The following is an 18,380-nucleotide window of genomic DNA, read 5'->3' as shown; positions in this document are numbered from 1 at the left end:
GTAGCGTAGCTCGGACGTCCGTTGAGCACAACCCGGCAATCGCCTTCCTGACCGAACCGAGGACCGACCGCCGATGTTCTTATCCTGTCTCGTGATCTGGGCCGGCGTCGCCGTGTCGGCCGTCGACGTCGACCGCGGCGAGGTCGATTTCCGACCGGGTCCTGAAGAGGGTTCGGTTCCGGCCCCCTTCCGGCTTGAGCCGGCGATTTTCGCCTACGAGCGGACTCCGGTCTTCTCGACGCCGCGCTATACCGTTTCCCGGCTGACCTTTCCGTCGCCGATCGAGACGCCCGACGCGGCGAACAACGTGGTTCACGCCGAGTATTTCGCTCCCGTCGGCTTTTCCGGCAAGCGGCCGGCGGTCGTGGTCCTTCATATTCTGGGGTCCGATTTCCCGCTCTCCCGCTACATGGCCGCCCGTCTGGCCGACCGGGGGGTCGCGGCGCTGTTCGTCAAGCTCCCCTATTATGGCGAGCGTCGGCCCACCGGAGGCCCCGGTCCGGTCCCCCGGAAATTCCTATCGGACGACATCGAGCGGTCGATGCGATCGATGCGGCAAGGGGTCTGCGACGTCCGCCGGGCCGCGCGATGGCTGGCGACGCGCCCCGACGTCGACCCCGATCGGCTGGGCGTGACGGGGATCAGCCTGGGCGGAATCGTCTCGTCGCTGGTCGTCTCGGTCGATCCCCAGATCCGCAGCGGCGCGCTGTTGCTCGCCGGCGGCGACCTGTCGAAGGTCCTCTGGGACATGCCCGAGACCGCGCCGTTTCGCAAGATGTGGACGGAGTCAGGCCGAACGGTCGACGATCTTAAAAGGCTGACCGACCCGTACGATCCGCTCACATACGCGGCCGGCATGGCAGGTAAGCGCGTGCTGATGATCGCCGGCAACGTCGATGAAGTCGTGCCGCCGGCCTCGGCGAAAGCGCTCTGGGAAGCGGGGGGAAAGCCGCCGATCGTCTGGTGCGATTGCGGCCACTACTCGGCGGTCGGCTACCTGCTGCCGGCCATTCGCCGGACCGTTGATTTTTTAGGCGGCGTCGACCCGCCCCGGCCCGCAGATTCGCGCGCATCTCCCGCAGGTTGAATCGGCGATCACGGCGGCGGGGCGTCGGCCTTAGTTTCGATTGTCAGATTACGGACTTAGGTGTATTCTGCGCGAAAATCCTTAGGGAAAGGCGGATCCAACCATGTCTGGAGAGGGGGTTTCCATGGCGGCCACGGTCACGAGCGTCTTCTTGTACGTCAAAGACGTTCGCCGGTCGCTCGAGTTCTATAACGAGGTGGTCGGCGCCGAGGTGCTGCAAATGCACGCCGAGGAGGACAACGGGCCGCTCACCCTGGCGATCCTGCGGATCGGCCAATTCACGCTGATGCTCCATCCCCAGGAGCCGCACGCGGAGGAGTTCGCCGACACCCGGCTCGGCGTGGGAATCCACCTTCAGCTCCAGGTCGACGACGTCGACGGCTTCCACCAGCACTGCATCGACCAGGGAGCCTTAATCAGCATCTCGGGCGAGCCGACCGACCAGGACTGGGGATGGCGCGAGTTCGCCCTCCGCGATCCCGACGGCTTCGTCTGGTCGATCTACCAGGACAACTCGGGCGGTCAGTGGACCGGCTGATCGTCACCCGGTTCGCAACGGGCCAGAATCGCGGCTGCCCCGGCGAGCACGGCGGTCTCAATCCGTAAAATATTGGGCCCCAGGCGGATCGGACGCCAGCCCAGCGACACGGCCAGCGCGCGTTCGGCTTCCGTGAAGCCCCCCTCGGGCCCGACGGCGAGCCGAACGACCGCGCCCCGGACGATCGCCGGCCAGCCCTCGGGCGAGACGCCCGCCGGGTCGGCCAGAAGCTTCAGGCCGTCGGACCGTTCGAGGAACGCCCTCAGATTCGTGGGAGCGTCGATGTCCATGAGCCGGCTCCGGCCCGACTGCTTCGAAGCCTCGACGACCGTCTTCCGCAGCCGGTCGAGCTTCGATCCGCGCGGATCGACCACCGACCGCTCGGTGATCAGCGGCGCGAGCCGGGCGACTCCCAGCTCGACGGCCTTCTCAACCAGCCAGTCGAAGCGATCGCCCTTGGGTACGGCCGTTCCGATCTCGATCAAGCAAGGGGGCGCGGGATCGGACGTCGGCGGGCCTTCAGGTTCGAGCCAGGCCGCGTCTTTCCCGCACTCGACCACGCGGGCGACGTACGACAGGCCCGCGCCGTCGAACAGCTCGACCCGATCGCCGACCGTGTGCCGGCAGACCCGCAGCAGGTGCCGCGATTCCTCGGCGTCGAGCCGGAATTTCCCCTCGCGCGACGGCGTCGGACAGTAAAAACGGTTGGACACGAACAGGCTCCGAAGGCGGTTTCGCGTACGATCTCGGTGAGTTCCGATCCTAGAGCAAGTCGCCCGAACCGGCAATCGGCCGGCCGGCGATCGAGGGTTCCAAGCGGATGTGGAAACGACACTGGGGCCTGAATCGAGAACCCTTCCACGACGGCGGATCGCCGTTCGTCGCCCTGCCCTCGCACCTGGAGGCCGTCTCGCGGCTGGCCTACACGATCGAGTCGGGCCAGCGGCTCGGCGTGCTGCGAGCCGAGGCCGGGCTGGGAAAGTCGACGGTCCTGGTGCAGGCGGTCGCCGAAAGCCGCCGGGCCGGCCGCCGGATCGCCCTGGCCTTCCATCCTTTCGACGCCGTCGGGCTCTGGAACGAGCTGGCCGGCCGCCTCGGCGCGCCGGCCGTCGCGTCTCAAGGCGACCGTGCGGCGAGCTGGAGGAGGCTGGAGCGCGCCGTCCAGGTCTGCTCGCTCGAAGGCCGGCGCGTGGTGCTGGCCGTCGACGGCGCCGAGGCTTTGTGGGACGAGTCGAACCGGCCCGACTTGCTGCGGCTGGCGCAGCTTGACGGCGGGTCGGCGACCGTGATTCTGGCCGTCCGCGAGCGTGACGAGCCCGAGCCGGCGCTCCCCTGGGCGTTGACGATCGGCCTCGACCGCCTCACGCGATCCGAGGTCGAGCGTTACCTGGCCGCGAAGCTCGCCGCCGCGGGCTGCGGCGACCCGCTTTTCACCCCCCCGGCGATCGTCCGGCTGCACGCGCTCTCGTCGGGCGTCCCTCGGGGCCTCGATCGCCTGGCGTCGCTCGCCCTGATGGCCGCCGCGTCGCGCGGTCTCGAAGCCGTCTCGTCCGAGGTCGTCGACGGCGCGGCCCGCGAGTGCCAGGTTCCCTGGAGCTAGTCCCACGCCGTCGTCGGAGCGCCAGGGCTGGATGACGGCTTGGGATTCGTGTTAGGATCGACGTCGGTCGCGTATCGTGGACACAATTTCCCTATCGGACGACCTCCCCGCCCATGAGCCAGCAGCCGATTCCCCTCCGAGATCCGTTAAGAGCCGCGTTCCTCGCCTGGCTGATCCCGGGCCTCGGCCATTTTTATCAAGGCCGCAAGGGCAAGGCCTGGCTGTACGCGATCTGCATCCTGAGCATCTACTTCGTCGGCTTCGCCCTCGGGGAAGGCAAAATCGTCTACTGGCGATGGGTCAACCCGCTGAGCAATCCCGAGAAGTTCTCGCTGTATTACATCGGCCAGTTCTTCGCCGGCCTCCCCGCGCTCCCCGCGCTGATCCAGGGGACGATCCGCCACTTCAGGCCGGACTCGAACTTCCTGTGGGGATTCATGGCCGAGCCGCCGCAGAACGTGATCAACGGCCTGCACGCCCGGCTCGGCAAGCTGGTCGACATCGGCACGATCTACACGACCGCCGCCGGCCTGCTCAACGTGCTCGCCATCTACGACGCCTACGAAGGCCCCGCGTACGTCGATGAGGCCGAAGTCGCCGAAACCGGCTCGACGGCCGCGACGGCGGGCGTCAAGGTGGAGGGAACCGTCTGATGAACGCCTCGTCCAACTTCTACTGGCTGATCTTGCCCCTGGTCGTCGCCTTCAGCCTGGTCTACAGCGCCTCGCGCCACGAGTCGTGGCCGCTGATCTGGATGCGATCCCTCCGCCTCTGCTTCTGGATTCTCGGCGTCCTGATCGGCACCACGGCCGTCCTCCTGCTCATCAACACGCAGGTTTGACGCAGGTTGATTTCAAAGCGGACGCCCCGGGAGACGGTTCGTCGTCGATCCTGAACAGGTACGCGACGCCCACCGTCTGGAACGCGACGAGCGGCAGGAACTGGACCCACTGCCAGGCGGTTGGAAGTCGCCCGAGCCAGGCTCCCACGGCCAGATTCGACAGATTCCGCGTGAACCGGTCGCCGGTCCACCACATGGGGAGCGGCGTCCGGCCGGTCCAGAGCGGCCAGACGACCTCGACGAGCGGGTCGGCCACGTCCTGAGGAATCCGCGCGCCGACGCCCTGGAACAGCAGCATCAGCACGCCCCCGGCGATCGCCAGTCCCACCGCCAGCGCCAGGAACGCCTTCCCCCACGCCCCCGGCGCAGTCAACGCCGAGGCGACGGCGATCATGGCGAACGGCAGCAGCGGGACGAGCAGCCTGGGCCCGGTCGACCATCCCCCGGTCCACTCGGGGTAGCTCAGATTGACGACGAACACGGCAACACAGGCGAGCAGCGAAACCGCCGCCACGTCGAACCGTCGCCGACCGATCAAAACAGCCCACCCCGGCAACGCGAGCACGACGATCGGCGCGTAGAACAACAGGCCGCGATAGCGTCCCCAGAGGAGCGGAACCACGAGATTCCAGTCGGGCGTTCGCAGGCCGAGGGGGTTCTCCTTACTATGCACGCGGGCGAACTGAGCCGTCGCGTGATGAAAGTAGCCCATGTCCAGCGGATTGCCGAACGCCAGCAGGTTGTAGAGCAAAAGCACGAGCGTCGGCACGAGCGCCCCGAGCCCGAAATAAACGATCGCGGCCGGCTTCCAGGTCCGGGCCAGGCACTGGCCGATCAGGTAGAACCCGATAATCGCCGACACCGGCCCCACTTGAAGCTCGACCACCGCCGCGTACGACGCCAGCAGTCCGGCCAGGAAGATCCGCAGGATGTTCCGGCCCTCGCCGTGTCGAGAGAGCAAGAGGAAGGCCGCCAGCAGCGCGAAGGCCGACGTCTGATGGCCGTACGCGAGCGTGGCGTAAACATAAGCGGGCGTCGCCAGACCGTACGCCAGGGCGACGACCGCCGCCTGGCGTCGCGAGCAATCGAGATCGCGGGCGAAGCTCGCCAGCAAGACCGCCGTGAAGGCCGACAGCACGCCCGAGGTCGCCAGCGTCACCCAGTAGTCGGTCCCCCAGAACGCCATCGCGGGGCCGCCCAGGGGATGGGACGGTAGGCCCAGCACCGTCTCGGCGAAGGCGCAGGGGACCGTCGCCAGGAGCGGATAGCCGGGCAGCTTGTCGCTGTAGTAATGCCCCTGGAACTTCGCGCGGTCGCCGGTCTGGTCCTCCAGCCCGTCGATCGAGAGCCGGCCGTGATCGACGAGCGCGTACGTCAGCATCAGCCGGCTCGACGTGTTCCAGTCGCGCGAGTGCCAGAAGAAGGCGTAGCTCCCGATCAGGATCATGAACACGCCGACGTAAGTGCGAAACCAGGCTCGATCCATCAAACCCTCGACTCCGTCCGGGCAGGCCGAACCAGTTTCACGATCGCCTCGCCGCTCGCCGTCAAGAAGATCGCCGCGAGCAAGCAGAACGGCGCCTGGATCGGAAGCTGGTATCGATCCCAGGCCATCGGAATGTAGAGCGTCACCACGGCGAGGGCCAGCAGCGCCCATGTCGCCAGCGCCCAGGCGAGCGGCGCTTCGCCGGCGCGATACTGGCGAAGGCCCAGGACGATCGAACCGACCAGGCCCGCCAGGCAGACCGGCAGCCAGACGAACGCGCCGCCGTCTTGCCCGAGATCGAACCGGAGCGTCGAGTCGGTCGTCGCCGGGCCGAGCGGGCCGAAGCGGCCGAACCCCTGCGCGGCGACGACCTTCGCCCGCTCGGGCAACGTCGTCAGCGCATTATGCGGGAACGCCTTCTGCTGCCCCTGCGACATCGTGCGGCGGTGGTCGATCAGCAGCCGGAACCGCTGCCAGGCGCTCAACTCGGCGAGCTGTCGCGCTTCGGCCTGCAAGGGGCCGGGCGGACGGGCCGTCATGAACGGATTGAGCCCGAGGAAGACGACCCAGGCCACGGCGACGGCCAGACACGAGCCGACCGCGAAGCTCAATTTCGCCGTCCACGACCGGCCTGGCAACGACCATCCCAGCACGACCCACGCGGCGAGCGTCATGAGCGCCAGCAGCCCGTTGAACTTCGCCAGCACGGACAGCCCGGCGGCGCCTCCGACCGCGACCAACCCGATCGACAGCCACGGCTTGGCCTCGTCACGAGGTCCGAACGCCCGGCCCCAGCACCACGCCGCGATCACGAGCGCGAGGTACAAGAACGTCTCGCACGGGGCTTCCGACATCGCTCGGTGGGCGTGCAACCGGTAGAGCGGGTTGACGGCCAGCAGAAATGCGGCGGCGAGGCCGACTTGCACGTCGCGAACCATCACGCCCAGGGCGAAGATCGCGACGCAGCCGATCGCCCCGAGGACGATCGACGGAACCCGGGCCGACGTCAAGACGCTCTGGGTTCCGAACACGCTCGACGTGTCGTTGTACCAGAGGCGGGCCGCCGCTGGCCCCGGCCTGCCAAAGCCCTCGGCGCGAAGGGCGAGGCCGATCAGATACTTGGGAAGCGGAACCAGGTCGTACGCCGGCAGGTCGAGCCACGCGCGGTCGTTGGTCTTGCCGTCGAGGAACAGGTCGGCGTAATAGCTCTGCGAGATATACGCATATTCATCCACGAACGGGGCGTCGCGGAGGTCCCACGCGAAAAAGGCCAGCGACGCCGCGAAGACGACGGCGGCGAGACCCGCCAGCGACCTTGCCGACGGCGAAATACGTGCGGGTCGTAAGGGTTCTGAAGGAGACATTCGGCCCGCATTCGGCGTCAAGCCTGGGAAACTTTAACGACTTAATGAGCTGGACTTACGGGCTCATTGTAGAAGCGTTCGGGATTCTTTGGCAACGCCGAGATCGTCGGCTAAGTTTCGGTGACGGCCCAGAGAGACCGGGGTCGTCGAGACGGTTGCACGCCCTGGAGCCCCGGGGTTTCGGACCGTGTCGCAGGTGCTCGAGACTTCGCCTTGTCTTCTGGACGAAGGTGATCGGCGAGTGGCCCAGACGCCGGTCCGGCCGCAACTTGAATTTGCGTCCGGGAACTTTCGATCCAATTGATTCGGCCCCACGAGCATCCCGATGCGCGCACCATTCCCCAAGCCATGGGTCTGCCTCCGTCCCCCTCCGGACCGATCGGCCGATGCGCCCCGCGCGGCCGAAAATCCGGGCGCGGTTTCTCCGTGGACGAGAGTGCTTGCGTCATGGCGACCTCCCACCGAAATCGCCTGCCGTTCGCAATCCTCCCCATCGGGCGTTGTGCGGTGCTTCCTGCTGCGGGGCCCTTCAACACGGGAGATTCATGAGATGTTCAGCTTGAGATGGTTGCGCGAGCGCGGCATTATCCGCGCCCGGCCGTCGATAAGTCGCCGCCAGGCGGTGCGGGCGGTCGTCCTGTCGTGCATGGTGGTCGCCGCTCTGCTTCAGACCGGCTGCCGCTCGAGCGGCGTGGGCCTCTGTAGCCCCTGCGGCTTCGTCGGACGAACGAAGACCCGGATCATGGAGACGTTCCGACGAGGAGCGCCCGCCGCGGCGGGCTGCTGCGGGTCCGAGATCGGTTCCGAAGTCCCCATGGAGTACGGCGCGCCGATCGGCGTCGCCCCCGCCGTGCCGCTCGGCGCCGGCACCCAGGTTATCCAGGGCGGCCCGGTGCCGTCGAGCGACGCGCCGGCGACCGACCTCCGGCCGCTGGACGATCGTCCCAGCGCCCAACCCGGGCCCGCCCCGGGACGAGGCAGCCGAAGCTCGACCGATTCGAGCGTCCGCAAACCGCCCATCGGCTACGACGCCCAGCGTCCGGCCGGCGGCCTCGGTCGCGGCGACAATCTGGCCCACACGCTCGTCTCGTCTCCCGCGTCGACCGCCCGGTCGTCGCAGGACGCGGTCCGGACGAGCAACAAGAACGCGGCGATCGGCGACAGCGACAACGTCCTCGACCATCTGCCGCCCCTCGATCTTCCGGCGGACGTGACCGGACGGGGCGACAGCCCGCCGGTCGCCCCCGCCGCCGTCAAACCCCAGGCCGCGGCTTCGGCCCCGGCCTCGGCCCCGGCCGTCTCCTCGGCGAACGACCATCCCGGTGGTCGTTCGGCCCGGGAGGCCGAGGCGGCCCTCGCCGCCGCCGCGCCGGCGGCGCCGGCCCCGGACGTCGCGACGACCTCGGGCGACGCCATCGGCATCGCCCGGTTCGTCGCCGTCGACCTCAAGCTGGCGGGAGGCAGCGGCCCGTCGGCCGTCGGCCTCGGCTGGCTTGTTGAGAAAGGCTACAAGACCGTCCTCGACCTCCGCGACTCGTCGCAGACCAGCCCCGCGTTCATCGGCGAAGCCGCGAGCCGCGGGCTTCGCTACGTCGCGTTTCCGGTCAAGCTCGACAACCTGAACCGCGAACAGCTCGATCGCTTCTCGTTCGAACTCTCGCTCAACGACGCCCGGCCGCTTTACTTCTTCGACGACGACGGACGCCGCGCCGGCGCGATGTGGTACATCCGGCGCATCCTGACCGACAAGGTCAGCCCCGACATCGCGCGCCGCGAGGCCGAGGAACTGGGCCTGAACGACGCCGCCTCGTGGAAGCTCGTTCAGGACGCCGTCGACCGCCAGCTCGCGCCCCGGACCTCCGCTCCGGCGGCCCCGGCCCCGGCGGCCCCGGCCGCGCCGGCGACTCCGCCCGCCGCTCCGGCGCCCGCGCCCAAGCCGGCGACGCCGCCGCAAGCGGCCTCTCCGTCCGCCCCCCCCACGCCAGTCGCCGATGCGATGCGGAAGACCGAAAGCCTCGTCCGGGCCTCGTTCGCCGGCGATCCCGACGCCTGGCAGCCGTTCGCCGCGATGGTCCTGACGGGCCTCACGTTCCCGCTGGCGTATTTCAGTCGGACGGTGATTCCGACCATGCTCGCGAAGACTCGGGCCAGTCTCCCGGGACCGGCGCGACGATCGAAATCACTTCCCCCCGCGTCGGGTGCGTGAACGAGATCTCATGCGCATGAAGCGCGATGCGATACTCGCCGTCCTCGGCCCGTAGCATCCGCGACGCCCCGTATTTCCGATCGCCCAGGATCGGCTTCCCCCGTCCCGCGAGTTGCACCCGCAACTGGTGGCTCCTCCCCGTCGACGGCCGCAGTTCCAGCTTCGTCACGGCCGGCCCGACGCGAAGCACCTTCCACGACGCCCTCGCCACTTTCCCCTCGCCTTCGTCGGTCACGACCCGGACCCGATTCGCATCACGGTCTTTCTCCAGGTAGTCGACCCACTCCCCCTCGGGCTCGTCCATGCTTCCCTCGACGATCGCCCAGTAGACCTTGACGATCTCCCCCTTGCGAAACTGCTCGGCCAGCCTGCCGGCCGCCTTGCTGGTGCGCGCGAGCAACACCGCGCCCGACGTTGGCTGGTCAAGACGGTGAATCAGCCCCACGTACACGTTTCCGGGCTTGTTGTAGCGCTCTCTCCAGTAGTCGGCCGTCCATGTGACGAGGCTCGGCTCGCCCGTCTCGTCGCCCTGCGAGAGCATGCCGGCCGGCTTGTTCACGACCAGGCAGTGGTTGTCTTCGTAGAGGATCTCGGGAGTCATGACCCGCTCCCCGCCGCTTCGGTGATCCGCTTGACCAGGATCGTGGCGTACGACCCCTTCGGCAGCTCGAACGCCAGCCGGATCGCCTGCTTGTTGCGGTGCAGATCGTCCTTGAAGACCTCGGTCTTCACGTTCTCGGGAACGAGCAGCGGATCGCGCGAGCCCTTCGAGAAGAAGACGTCCTTGAGATGCTTCACCCGCATGTCCGTCCACGTCAGGCCGAACGCGGCGAGGACGTCGGTCGTGATCTCGTCCACTGGCCCGTCGCCTGGTTTGTTCCGCGACGACGGCAGCGGGAGCGGAACGGCGGCGATCGCTTTCCGTTGGTCCTCGTCGAGCCCGACCGGGAACGGAAACACGCCGACCTTGAGATCGACGGGCGACCGCTGTTCGACGCGCGTGTTCCGCTCGATCCAGCCGGCCAGGACCAGGTTCCACAGATGGCTCTGAAAGGCCGCGAAATACAGGCTTCGCAGCTCGCGACGGAGCCGGGCGAAAGCCCCTCGGAAGTCGGTCGGATGATCGACGAGGTAGGTCACGATGCTCCGCTCGGACGAGCGGTCGAGCCCCGCCTTGGCCGCCGCCCAGTCGCCCCAGCACTCGCGGAGGGTGGCCTTGCGCGCCTTCGTGTCCGGGCGGTCGAACGGGTTCGGCTCGGCGAACGCCAGCCGCAGGGCGCGCTCGTGGTCGCCTTTCAACCAGGCCTCGGCGATGAACTCGCCCGAGAACCCCACGGAGCCGAACCGCTGATCGTCGAAGTAGTTGGGCAGGCCGTCGCGCGACAGCGCCTCAAGCTGCGTCCCGGCTCGGGCCGCAGCCTCGGCGGTCATGTCGCGGAGCACGATCTCGAACCGGTTGCCGGTGAAGTCTTGAGGCGTGTACGGCCGTTCGAGCTTCCCCAGCGGCTCCAGCTCCAGGGACGCCTGGTGCAGCGAGACGTCGGGGCCGTCGAAGATCGACAGGTACTGGACCGTGACGGCGTGGCGGTCCTTGAGACCGCCGTAGCTGACGCTCCGTCCGGGGAGGTTCCAGTGCCGGCGGATCGCCTCGATCGCCTCAAGCGTTCCCAGGCCGCGCTTGGTTAGTTTGTAGTACGTGAACCGCCCTTGGGGCGCGAGCGTGACGCGCGGCAGTTCTTCGACCTGGAAATCTTCGGGCTGACGTTTCAGTTTCATCGGATCGGCGCAACCTGGCCAACAGTCATCTCCCGATCGCTTCGACTCGGGCGTCGGGCACTTCCGCAAGGCCGATCCCATCTTAGCATCGCGGCTGTTTCCTGGCTCGGTCGACTTCGGGTCAACGACTCTGAATCGCGTTCTGGATCTTGCCGACGTCGTTCGCCCAGACGCCCGAGGAGGTGTTGCCCACGGCCTGAATCGCGGTGATGACCACCGCGATGATCAGCGCCAGCATGATCGCGTATTCCGCGGCGGTCGCTCCGTCGTCCCGCCTCGACAAGCCGAGCGTCAGTGCTCGCATTTTTGGAGGCCCCCGGGTGAAATCCAGAAAGGCCCCTTGTCGTCTCGGGGACGACCGGGGTACGAAAGAAGGCTCAGCCCGCGCAAGGACCATCGATGCGCTGAGGGTTTCGTTGAACTCTAGGTCCCATCGGCGCTCGGGTCAAACACGGCCGATGCGAGAGAGAGACATAGCCGGATCATGAATTCCAACGGCGCTCCGTTCTCGTTCCCCTCGCTGCCGATCGTCACGCCCGACCCGCCGCGCAAGTCCCAGGCCGAGAAGTACGGTTCGCTGCTGTACGTCGGCCTCGGCGGCCTGGTCGTGCTGCTTGCCCTGGTCGGCTGGTTCGGCTACCGGGTCTGGACGATGGGTCCGGTCTGGCGGAACGTCTACATCCTGAACGACCGCGAGGCCCCGGAGGAACGCCGGATTCAGGCTGCGCTCGATCTCAGGCGAGACGCTCGCGTCGAGCCCTGGCAGTTGTGGGATCTCAGCCTCCACCGCGAGCTTCCCGACCTGGCCCGCTACATCCTGGCCGAAGGGGTCGGCGCCGACCTCGTGGCCGCCGACCCGCTCGGCTACGTCTCGGCCGTGGCCCGCAGCGAAGACTGGCCCGACTGGCTGCGGATCGTCCTCGCCCGCCCGCTGGCCTACGCGGCGACCGAGGGCCACACTCTGTCGCGCGAGCGGCTCGCGGAGCTTTGCCGCCTCGGCGACCCGCAACTCCGGCTCTGGACGCTCTACGCCCTCGCCTTGCAGACCCGCCCCGACCCCGACACGAAAGCCGAGATCGAACGCGTCGCCGCCGAGCCCGGCCCCGCTCGCGAGCTGGCCCAGCTTTTCGAGAAGGCCCTGGCGGCCGACGCCCCCGGACGACTCGCGGCGCTCGACGAGGCGACCGCCTGGACCCGCACCCATCACCCGGCCGTCAGCCGGCTCTGGAACGGCTGGGCCCTCCAGGGCGACCGGATCGAACGCGCGGTGCCGTCACCGTGAGCCGGCGTCGCTCCCGGCCTTGTCTGGCCAGGCTTGCAGGGTCAGCCGGACCCAATTGAGGGCTTGCTTGGACGACCGGCTCTGGATGACGTCGCGGGGCTGTTCGGGGCCGATTTCGAGGCGGCGCGCTTCGGCGTGATCGCGCGTCGCCAGGCCGAGATAGACGAGGCCGACGGGCTTCTCGGGGCTTCCCCCCCCTGGCCCGGCGACGCCCGTCGTGCTCACGGCGACGTCCGCGCCGAACCGTCGGAGCGCGCCCTGGGCCATCGCCACGGCGACTTCGGGGCTCACCGCGCCGTGGGCCTGGATCAGTTCGGCCGGCACGTCCAGGAAGTTCGTCTTGGCCTGGTTGGAGTAGCTGACGACGCCTCCGGGATAAAACGGGCTGACGTTGGGGATCGCGGTGATCAAGTGGGCGACGAGTCCGCCGGTGCACGACTCGGCCGTGGCCAGCGAAGCGCCCGTGCGCGTCAACTCGGCGACGAGGGCGTCGGCGACGTCGGTCGTCCCCTCGCCGAGCACCAGCGGGCCGAACCGACTGCGGATCAGGTCGGCGGTCTCTTCAGTCTGGCTCCAGGCCGCCTCGGGCGTGAGGCCCTCGCCGCGAATCCGGAAGCTGATCGTGGCGTCGTGGACCGTGATGCCGACTTCCGGCACGTGGCCGCGCGCGGTCAGGTCGAGCGCCTCGGCCTCAATGTCCGACTCGCCGCGTCCGAACAGCGAGATCTTGCGATGAACGATGATCCGCTCGATCCAGTGGCGGAGCCGAAGCCGGGGGATCACCTGCTCCTGGAACATCAGCCGCATCTCGGAAGGGACCCCCGGCATGCAGGCGAACGTCGCCCGACCGAGGCCCATCCAGATCCCCGGCGCGGTGCCGATCGCGTTCGGCAGCGGGTCGGCGCCCTCGGGGAAGAGCGCTTGCACCTTGTTCCGCTCGCTCATCGTCCGATGACGGCGGGCGAACATCGCGGCGATCGCGGCGAGTGATTCGGGGTCTTCGCGGAGCCCGACGTTCGCCGCGAGGGCCAACGCGTCGCGCGTCAGGTCGTCCTGCGTCGGGCCCAGGCCGCCGGTCGTCAGCACCAGGTCGGCCCGCTCGGCGGCGGTCCGGAACACGCCGACGTTGTCGTCGAGATCGTCGCCGATGGTGGTGTGGAACGCCGTGGGAATCCCCAGCGAGCCCAGCTCGCGGCTCAGCCACTGGCTGTTGGTGTCGAGGCTCTGCCCGCTGACCAGTTCGCTGCCGATCGAGATGATCTCGGCCTTGAGCGCCATGAACGACCTCCAGATGAATCGGGCGCGCCCGGCGTGAACCACCGGCGGCGCGCCGTGTCGATCAATCTAGTTTCTCGGCCGAGGTTGGGGAAGGGAACTCGGCCTCAGAAGCATCGAACGCATCGCGGCGGACAAGATAAGTTGCGGAGTGGGCCGGGCATTCGGGTATGATGAGAGACGGCCAAGGCTTCGCTTGATGAATGACGCGGTGTTCGTCCTCCTCGCAACCACGGCGTGAGTGGAGAGCCTCGATCATGGGGGTAAGCGTACTACAACGGCCCACGCTGGTGCTCAATCGCCACTGGCAACCCGTGCACGTCGCCACGGTCGCTCGGTCGTTGGTCCTACTTTGGAACCAGGCCGCCCACGTCGTCGATCCCGACGACTTTCAGCTCTATTCCTGGGCCGACTGGGCGAAGCTGACGCCACGCGACGACGAGCTGTTCATCCGCACTGTGCGGTTCCGCATGCGGGTGCCCGAAGTGCTGACCCTGACGCGCCACGACCGTCCCCGGTTCAACACCGTGACGTTCAGCCGGCGCAACCTGTTCAAGCGCGATCATGCGACCTGTCAGTATTGCGGAACGAAGCCCGGAACCGAGGAGTTGACGATCGACCACGTCGTCCCGCGCGCCCAGAGCGGGCAGACGACCTGGGAGAACTGCGTTCTGGCGTGCGTCGCCTGCAACTCGAAGAAGGCGAACCGCACGCCCGACCAAGCCGCGATGAAGCTCCGCCGCGCCCCGTTCCGCCCGGCCTGGAAGCCGCTGTACGACGCCTCGACGGTCCGGATCGCAAGCTGGTCGCGGTTCCTGAGCGACGCCTACTGGAACGTCCCGCTGCTCGACGCCGATTGAGCCACTCACTCGCTGGCGGTTCGGGCTCGTACTTCCGCCTTGACCGGCGGGTCGGTACCGGCTACCTTCCCCGACGATCGTCCCATCGCTCTCATCTCTGAACTTGATCCCTGCTCCCGTCCGTCGCCTGATTCCAGGCGAACCAGCAGGGAAACGCGTGGTTTCCGACCTCGGCTTCGACAGCCGGAGTCCGTTCGTAGACGCGGTTCGGTGCGTGAGCGAGGGCCGATCGCGGTCCGGCCAGGGAAGGCCGTCCGTACCCGTCACGTCGGTCGAATCTCGGGAGGCAGCGTGCGAAAGCACGACCAACCCAAAAATCCCGCGCGGTTCCGCGTGTGGTTGAGCTTCATCCTTACGATCTGGGCTCGCGGCCTGGCCGCGGCGGCCGAAGATCCGTCCTCCGGTCTGGAAGGTCTCAGCGACCCGATCGACCTGGCGGCGCGGCGGATCGTCGTATGGGATGGGCCCGACGGCAGGTGGATCGTCCTCTCGGGCGAAGCGGCGGCCATGCAAGGGCTTCAGGGCCTGCGGGCGAGCAGCATCGTCGTGCGGATCTCCCAGCAGCCGCACGAGACGGCGAAAGTCTACCAAGCCGAGGTCTACGCCGAAGGCGAGGTCCGCCTGACGAGCGATCACGACACGCCGCGAAAGCAAGGCCGCCTCACGCTGCGCACCGTCCACGATGTGAAGATGACGCCCTACGACGCGGCTGGCCTGAAGCAACTGCCGGGCCCGCCCCAGGGATTGGCGATCGTCGCGCGGTGCGGATTTCCGGACAAGGTCGAGGCCCCCGCGAAGCCGGCGCGGGTCGACGACGCCCCCGGCGAACTCCCGGCCGATCTCGTCGCCGCCATGTCGGCCGTCGACACCCGAAAGCCGACCCGCGACGGCGACCGCCGCCAGGACCTCGTCGAGGCGCAGGCTACCATCGCCGATACGGTCGCCGAGCCGTCGCCGACGGCCGACCAACCCAAACCGCGTCGCGACCCGGCCGTAAACCGCGCGCAGGCCCCGGGCCAATCCGGGCCGCCCGACATCGACCTGCCCCCCATCGAAGGTGAAAACGAGCCCGCGCCCGAGCCTTTGCCCGCGGACGAGCCCCAGGCGCCGAAAGCACGAAACAACGAGGACATCGCCCCCCAGCTGGAAGCGTTGCCGGGCGAGGTCGACACCGAGCCCGCCCCGCCGATTCGTCCCGACGAGCCGCGCGCGGCCCGGCCGGGCGACGACGACGAGGACGACGAGGCCCCTCCGGCCGCCGCCGCGCCGGCTCCGGGGTTCCGCGCGCCGATCACACCCGGCACCCAGCGAATCACCTCGATCTGGCCGCGAAGCGGCCGACCGACCGACGCCAAGCTGCTCCCCCCCACTCCCGAAGGCGTGCGGACGGGCATCTATCGCGGCGGCGTCAACATCGTCAGCACGATTCCCAAGTTCGGCACCGTCGACATCGAGGCCGAGAGCGCCGTGGTCTGGCGCAAGCCCGACCCCGAGAAGGGACAGCCGAGGACCGGCCCCCAGGGCGAGCTGATCGAAGACGCCGACCAGCCGATGGAGGTCTACCTCGAAGGCAACGTCATCTTCCGCCAGGACGAGAATAAGTTCGCCGGCAAGGCCGACCAGCGGACCTACCGCGCCAAGCGAGCCTATTACGACTTCGTCACCGACCGCTTCGTCGCGCTCGACGCCGAGGTCAACCTGTTCGCCCCCAACCTGATCAGTCCGATGAAGGTCAAGTCGCCCCGGATCGACCAGTTCCGATCGCTGGTCCAGGGGCCGGACGGTTCGCTCATGCTCGGCACGAATCCCGAGATCCGCGCCGACAAGTCGGTCTCGACCGGCAGCCGGTTCCCCGACCCGGCGTACAAGTTCTACAACCGTTCGATCACCCTGTCGCAGCGGACCGCGCCGGCGACCGATCCCAACACCGGCAAGGTGATCAAGGGACCGAACGACGTCGAGGCCCCCCCGGAGCAGATCTGGCGGTACGACGCGCGGACGAACTTCTTCTACATGGGTCGCGTGCCGATCTTCTACTGGCCGCGGTTCAGCGGCGAGATCGACGACCTCGACATGCCCTTGCGCATGATCGGGTTCCGGTCCAACAACTACTTCGGCCAGCAGGTCCTCAGCGACTGGAACGGTTTCAAGGTCTTCGGCCTCCGCCGGCCGAACTGGATCGACTCCTGGAACATCGACGTCGACTACCTGAGCGCCCGGACCAAGACGTTCCCCGCGCTCGGCAGCGAGCTGGGATGGTTCGGCTCGGACCTGATCCGCGATCTGAGCGACCCGTACCGTAAGGCCAACAGCGGCGAGCAGACCGCCACGCACGACTACTTCGGCTACTTCGACATCTGGGGACTTCAAGACAAAGGCATCGACGTCCTCGGCGTGGGGCCGGCGATCGTCACCAACGGTCCGGCCGGGGCGGGCAAGGCCGGCTACCAGCGGTCGGGCGTCCCCGCGTTCCAGGACATCCGCGGCCGGTTCAACATGCGCCACAAGCAGCGGTTTCTGCCCGACGACGAGGAGCACCAGTACGAGGACCTGTTCGTCCAGCTCGAGGCCGCGTACAGCTCGGACCGCTACTTCATCGAGGAATACTACAAGCGGCTGTTCGACATCGGCATGGACCAGGAGACGCTCGTCCAGGGCCAGTGGCAGAAGAACAACTGGGCCGCGAGCATCTGGGCCGAGGCGAACCTCCAGAACTTCAACACCGAAACCCAGTGGCTGCCCCGGCTCGACTACTACCGGCTGGGCGACTCGTTCTTCGACGGCCGGCTGATCCACTATCAGCACTCGGGCGTCGACTACGCCAACACGCACACCGACATCATGGTGAACAACAAAAACCTGTTCGCCTATATGCCGTACGATCCGATCTCGAACACCAGCGGCGTCTTCTCGGCGGGCCGAGGCTACACCAATCACGAGCTCGACGTACCGATCAACATCTACGACGTGATCCGGATCAACCCCTACGTCCAGGGTCAGGTCGTCGGCTGGACCAACCAGATCGGCGGCGGAGTGAACGGGCAGCAGAGCACCGGGGCGATGGGACGATACTGGGGGGCCGCCGGCATTCACGCCGAGTCGACCGCGTGGAAGCTCTACCCCAACGCGGAAAACGAGATCCTCAACATCCACGGCCTCAACAACAAGATCAGCTTCTTCGGCGACTACCGCACCGCCTACGCGAACCAGCCGCTCAACAACATCGCCGTCCAGGACGACCTGGACGACAACTCCTATGAGATGGTGCGCCGCTACTTCGCGATCACGAACTGGACCGGCGGCATCCTGCCGACGCCCTACGACCCCCGCCACCTGATGCTCCGTCGGCAGCTCTCGCCGATCACGGGGTCGACGGACATTCAGGGGACGATCGAGACCGCCCAGTTCGGCATCCACCAGCGGCTCCAGACCAAGCGCGGGCCGGAAGGGAAGCGGCGAATCGTCGACTGGATGACGCTCGACGCCTCGACGACCTACTTCCCCAACTCCCAGCGCGACAACTTCGGCAAGCCCTGGGGCCAGACCCAGTACAACTACCAATGGTTCCTGGGCGACCGGACCAGCATCCTCTCGTCCGGCCTGTTCGACTTCTGGAACGTCCAGGGGAGCGCGCCTTTGGACAACGCCACCGTCCCGGGATTCAATCCCAAGGGCATGAACATCATCACCACGGGCGTCTCGCTCTCGCGGCCGCCTCGGGGCAACGTCTTCCTCGGCTACAGCGTCATCAACACCGGAACCATCCAGACGTCGGCCCTCAACGCGTCGATGAGCTACTGGCTCAGCCCCAAGTGGTACGGCACGTTCTCGAACTCGTACGACTTCGGCAACAAGGTCCCGCTCGGTACAATGTTCTCGTTCACGAGGATCGGAGCCGACTACCTGTTCTCGCTGGGCCTGTCGGTCGATCCGCAACGCCAGAGCTATATGTTCGCGTTCCAGATCTCGCCGCGACTCTCCCCGATGCTCAGGCTCGGTTCGGGGGTGGGTCTGAACCAGTTCGATTCACGGCTCGCGCCGACGCAATAACGGCGGCCGGCGCGA

General features: G+C 67.7%; 16 protein-coding genes. 9 read left to right on the top strand and 7 right to left on the bottom strand.

All coding sequences use genetic code 11. The features are described from left to right. The first annotated feature begins 73 nt into the window (after positions 1 to 73). Positions 74 to 1,087 carry an alpha/beta hydrolase family protein gene (locus BSF38_RS22980; RefSeq protein ID WP_076349454.1) on the top strand — a complete coding sequence of 338 codons (1,014 nt, stop codon included), beginning with the start codon at positions 74 to 76 and terminating at the stop codon, positions 1,085 to 1,087. 124 nt (positions 1,088 to 1,211) lie between these two features. Then, the gene (locus BSF38_RS22975; RefSeq protein WP_076349453.1) at positions 1,212 to 1,625 is read left to right on the top strand and encodes a VOC family protein; all 414 of its coding nucleotides are present in this window, start codon (positions 1,212 to 1,214) and stop codon (positions 1,623 to 1,625) included. Here BSF38_RS22975 and BSF38_RS22970 read toward each other — a convergent pair. After that, a complete protein-coding gene (locus BSF38_RS22970) occupies positions 1,610 to 2,338 on the bottom strand; it encodes an RsmE family RNA methyltransferase (RefSeq protein WP_076349452.1) in 729 nt (242 codons plus the stop codon). The two genes, BSF38_RS22975 and BSF38_RS22970, sit on opposite strands and share 16 nt — an antisense overlap. Positions 2,339 to 2,445: 107 nt before the next feature. Between BSF38_RS22970 and BSF38_RS22965 the strand changes: the two genes are divergently transcribed. The 3 genes from BSF38_RS22965 to BSF38_RS22955 all read left to right on the top strand — a co-directional run bounded on the left by BSF38_RS22965 (position 2,446) and on the right by BSF38_RS22955 (position 4,066). Then, entirely contained in the window at positions 2,446 to 3,225 is a 780-nt protein-coding gene (locus BSF38_RS22965) for an AAA family ATPase (protein WP_076349451.1), read from the top strand. 113 nt (positions 3,226 to 3,338) lie between these two features. Continuing rightward, positions 3,339 to 3,878, top strand: a complete 540-nt coding sequence (locus BSF38_RS22960; RefSeq protein WP_076349450.1) for a DUF6677 family protein — start codon at positions 3,339 to 3,341, stop codon at positions 3,876 to 3,878. Beyond that, the gene (locus tag BSF38_RS22955) at positions 3,878 to 4,066 is read left to right on the top strand and encodes a hypothetical protein (protein ID WP_076349449.1); all 189 of its coding nucleotides are present in this window, start codon (positions 3,878 to 3,880) and stop codon (positions 4,064 to 4,066) included. The genes BSF38_RS22960 and BSF38_RS22955 overlap by 1 nt, the downstream gene beginning before the upstream one ends. Here the strand turns inward: BSF38_RS22955 and BSF38_RS22950 are convergent. Both BSF38_RS22950 and BSF38_RS22945 read right to left on the bottom strand, forming a co-directional pair. Then, positions 4,050 to 5,552, bottom strand: a complete 1,503-nt coding sequence (locus tag BSF38_RS22950; RefSeq protein ID WP_099092018.1) for a hypothetical protein — start codon at positions 5,550 to 5,552, stop codon at positions 4,050 to 4,052. The two genes, BSF38_RS22955 and BSF38_RS22950, sit on opposite strands and share 17 nt — an antisense overlap. Further along, positions 5,552 to 6,916 (bottom strand): ArnT family glycosyltransferase, encoded by a 1,365-nt coding sequence (locus BSF38_RS22945; protein ID WP_076349448.1) that lies wholly within the window; start codon positions 6,914 to 6,916, stop codon positions 5,552 to 5,554. The genes BSF38_RS22950 and BSF38_RS22945 overlap by 1 nt, the downstream gene beginning before the upstream one ends. A gap of 550 nt (positions 6,917 to 7,466) precedes the next feature. On the opposite strand from BSF38_RS22945, the gene BSF38_RS32225 reads away from it, so the two are divergent. Continuing rightward, positions 7,467 to 9,122, top strand: coding sequence for a fused DSP-PTPase phosphatase/NAD kinase-like protein (locus BSF38_RS32225; protein ID WP_145952283.1), 1,656 nt, complete (start codon positions 7,467 to 7,469; stop codon positions 9,120 to 9,122). On the opposite strand, the gene BSF38_RS22935 is transcribed toward BSF38_RS32225, so the two are convergent. The 3 genes from BSF38_RS22935 to BSF38_RS22925 form a co-directional block, all read right to left on the bottom strand. Then, the gene (locus BSF38_RS22935; RefSeq protein WP_076349447.1) at positions 9,022 to 9,723 is read right to left on the bottom strand and encodes an RluA family pseudouridine synthase; all 702 of its coding nucleotides are present in this window, start codon (positions 9,721 to 9,723) and stop codon (positions 9,022 to 9,024) included. The two genes, BSF38_RS32225 and BSF38_RS22935, sit on opposite strands and share 101 nt — an antisense overlap. Continuing rightward, positions 9,720 to 10,898, bottom strand: a complete 1,179-nt coding sequence (gene truD, locus BSF38_RS22930; RefSeq protein WP_076349446.1) for a tRNA pseudouridine(13) synthase TruD — start codon at positions 10,896 to 10,898, stop codon at positions 9,720 to 9,722. The genes BSF38_RS22935 and truD overlap by 4 nt, the downstream gene beginning before the upstream one ends. A 121-nt stretch (positions 10,899 to 11,019) precedes the next feature. Further along, positions 11,020 to 11,202, bottom strand: coding sequence for a Flp family type IVb pilin (locus BSF38_RS22925; protein WP_076349445.1), 183 nt, complete (start codon positions 11,200 to 11,202; stop codon positions 11,020 to 11,022). A 180-nt stretch (positions 11,203 to 11,382) separates the two neighbouring features. Here BSF38_RS22925 and BSF38_RS22920 point away from each other — a divergent pair, with 180 nt between their 5' ends. Then, on the top strand, positions 11,383 to 12,180 hold the full coding sequence (locus BSF38_RS22920) for a hypothetical protein (protein ID WP_076349444.1): 798 nt from the start codon (positions 11,383 to 11,385) through the stop codon (positions 12,178 to 12,180). On the opposite strand, the gene BSF38_RS22915 is transcribed toward BSF38_RS22920, so the two are convergent. Beyond that, positions 12,172 to 13,458 (bottom strand): competence/damage-inducible protein A, encoded by a 1,287-nt coding sequence (locus BSF38_RS22915; RefSeq protein WP_076351336.1) that lies wholly within the window; start codon positions 13,456 to 13,458, stop codon positions 12,172 to 12,174. The genes BSF38_RS22920 and BSF38_RS22915 overlap by 9 nt on opposite strands. Before the next feature lie 254 nt (positions 13,459 to 13,712). On the opposite strand from BSF38_RS22915, the gene BSF38_RS22910 reads away from it, so the two are divergent. Both BSF38_RS22910 and BSF38_RS22905 read left to right on the top strand, forming a co-directional pair. Next, on the top strand, positions 13,713 to 14,315 hold the full coding sequence (locus tag BSF38_RS22910) for an HNH endonuclease (RefSeq protein ID WP_076349443.1): 603 nt from the start codon (positions 13,713 to 13,715) through the stop codon (positions 14,313 to 14,315). A 291-nt stretch (positions 14,316 to 14,606) separates the two neighbouring features. Continuing rightward, positions 14,607 to 18,365 carry a hypothetical protein gene (locus BSF38_RS22905; RefSeq protein ID WP_099092017.1) on the top strand — a complete coding sequence of 1,253 codons (3,759 nt, stop codon included), beginning with the start codon at positions 14,607 to 14,609 and terminating at the stop codon, positions 18,363 to 18,365. The last annotated feature ends 15 nt before the right edge of the window (positions 18,366 to 18,380 follow it).

This window comes from Paludisphaera borealis (assembly GCF_001956985.1).
GTDB classification, from domain to species: domain Bacteria; phylum Planctomycetota; class Planctomycetia; order Isosphaerales; family Isosphaeraceae; genus Paludisphaera; species Paludisphaera borealis.
Note: the sequence above shows the minus strand (reverse complement) of the source record. Positions and strands in the feature narration are given on the sequence as shown.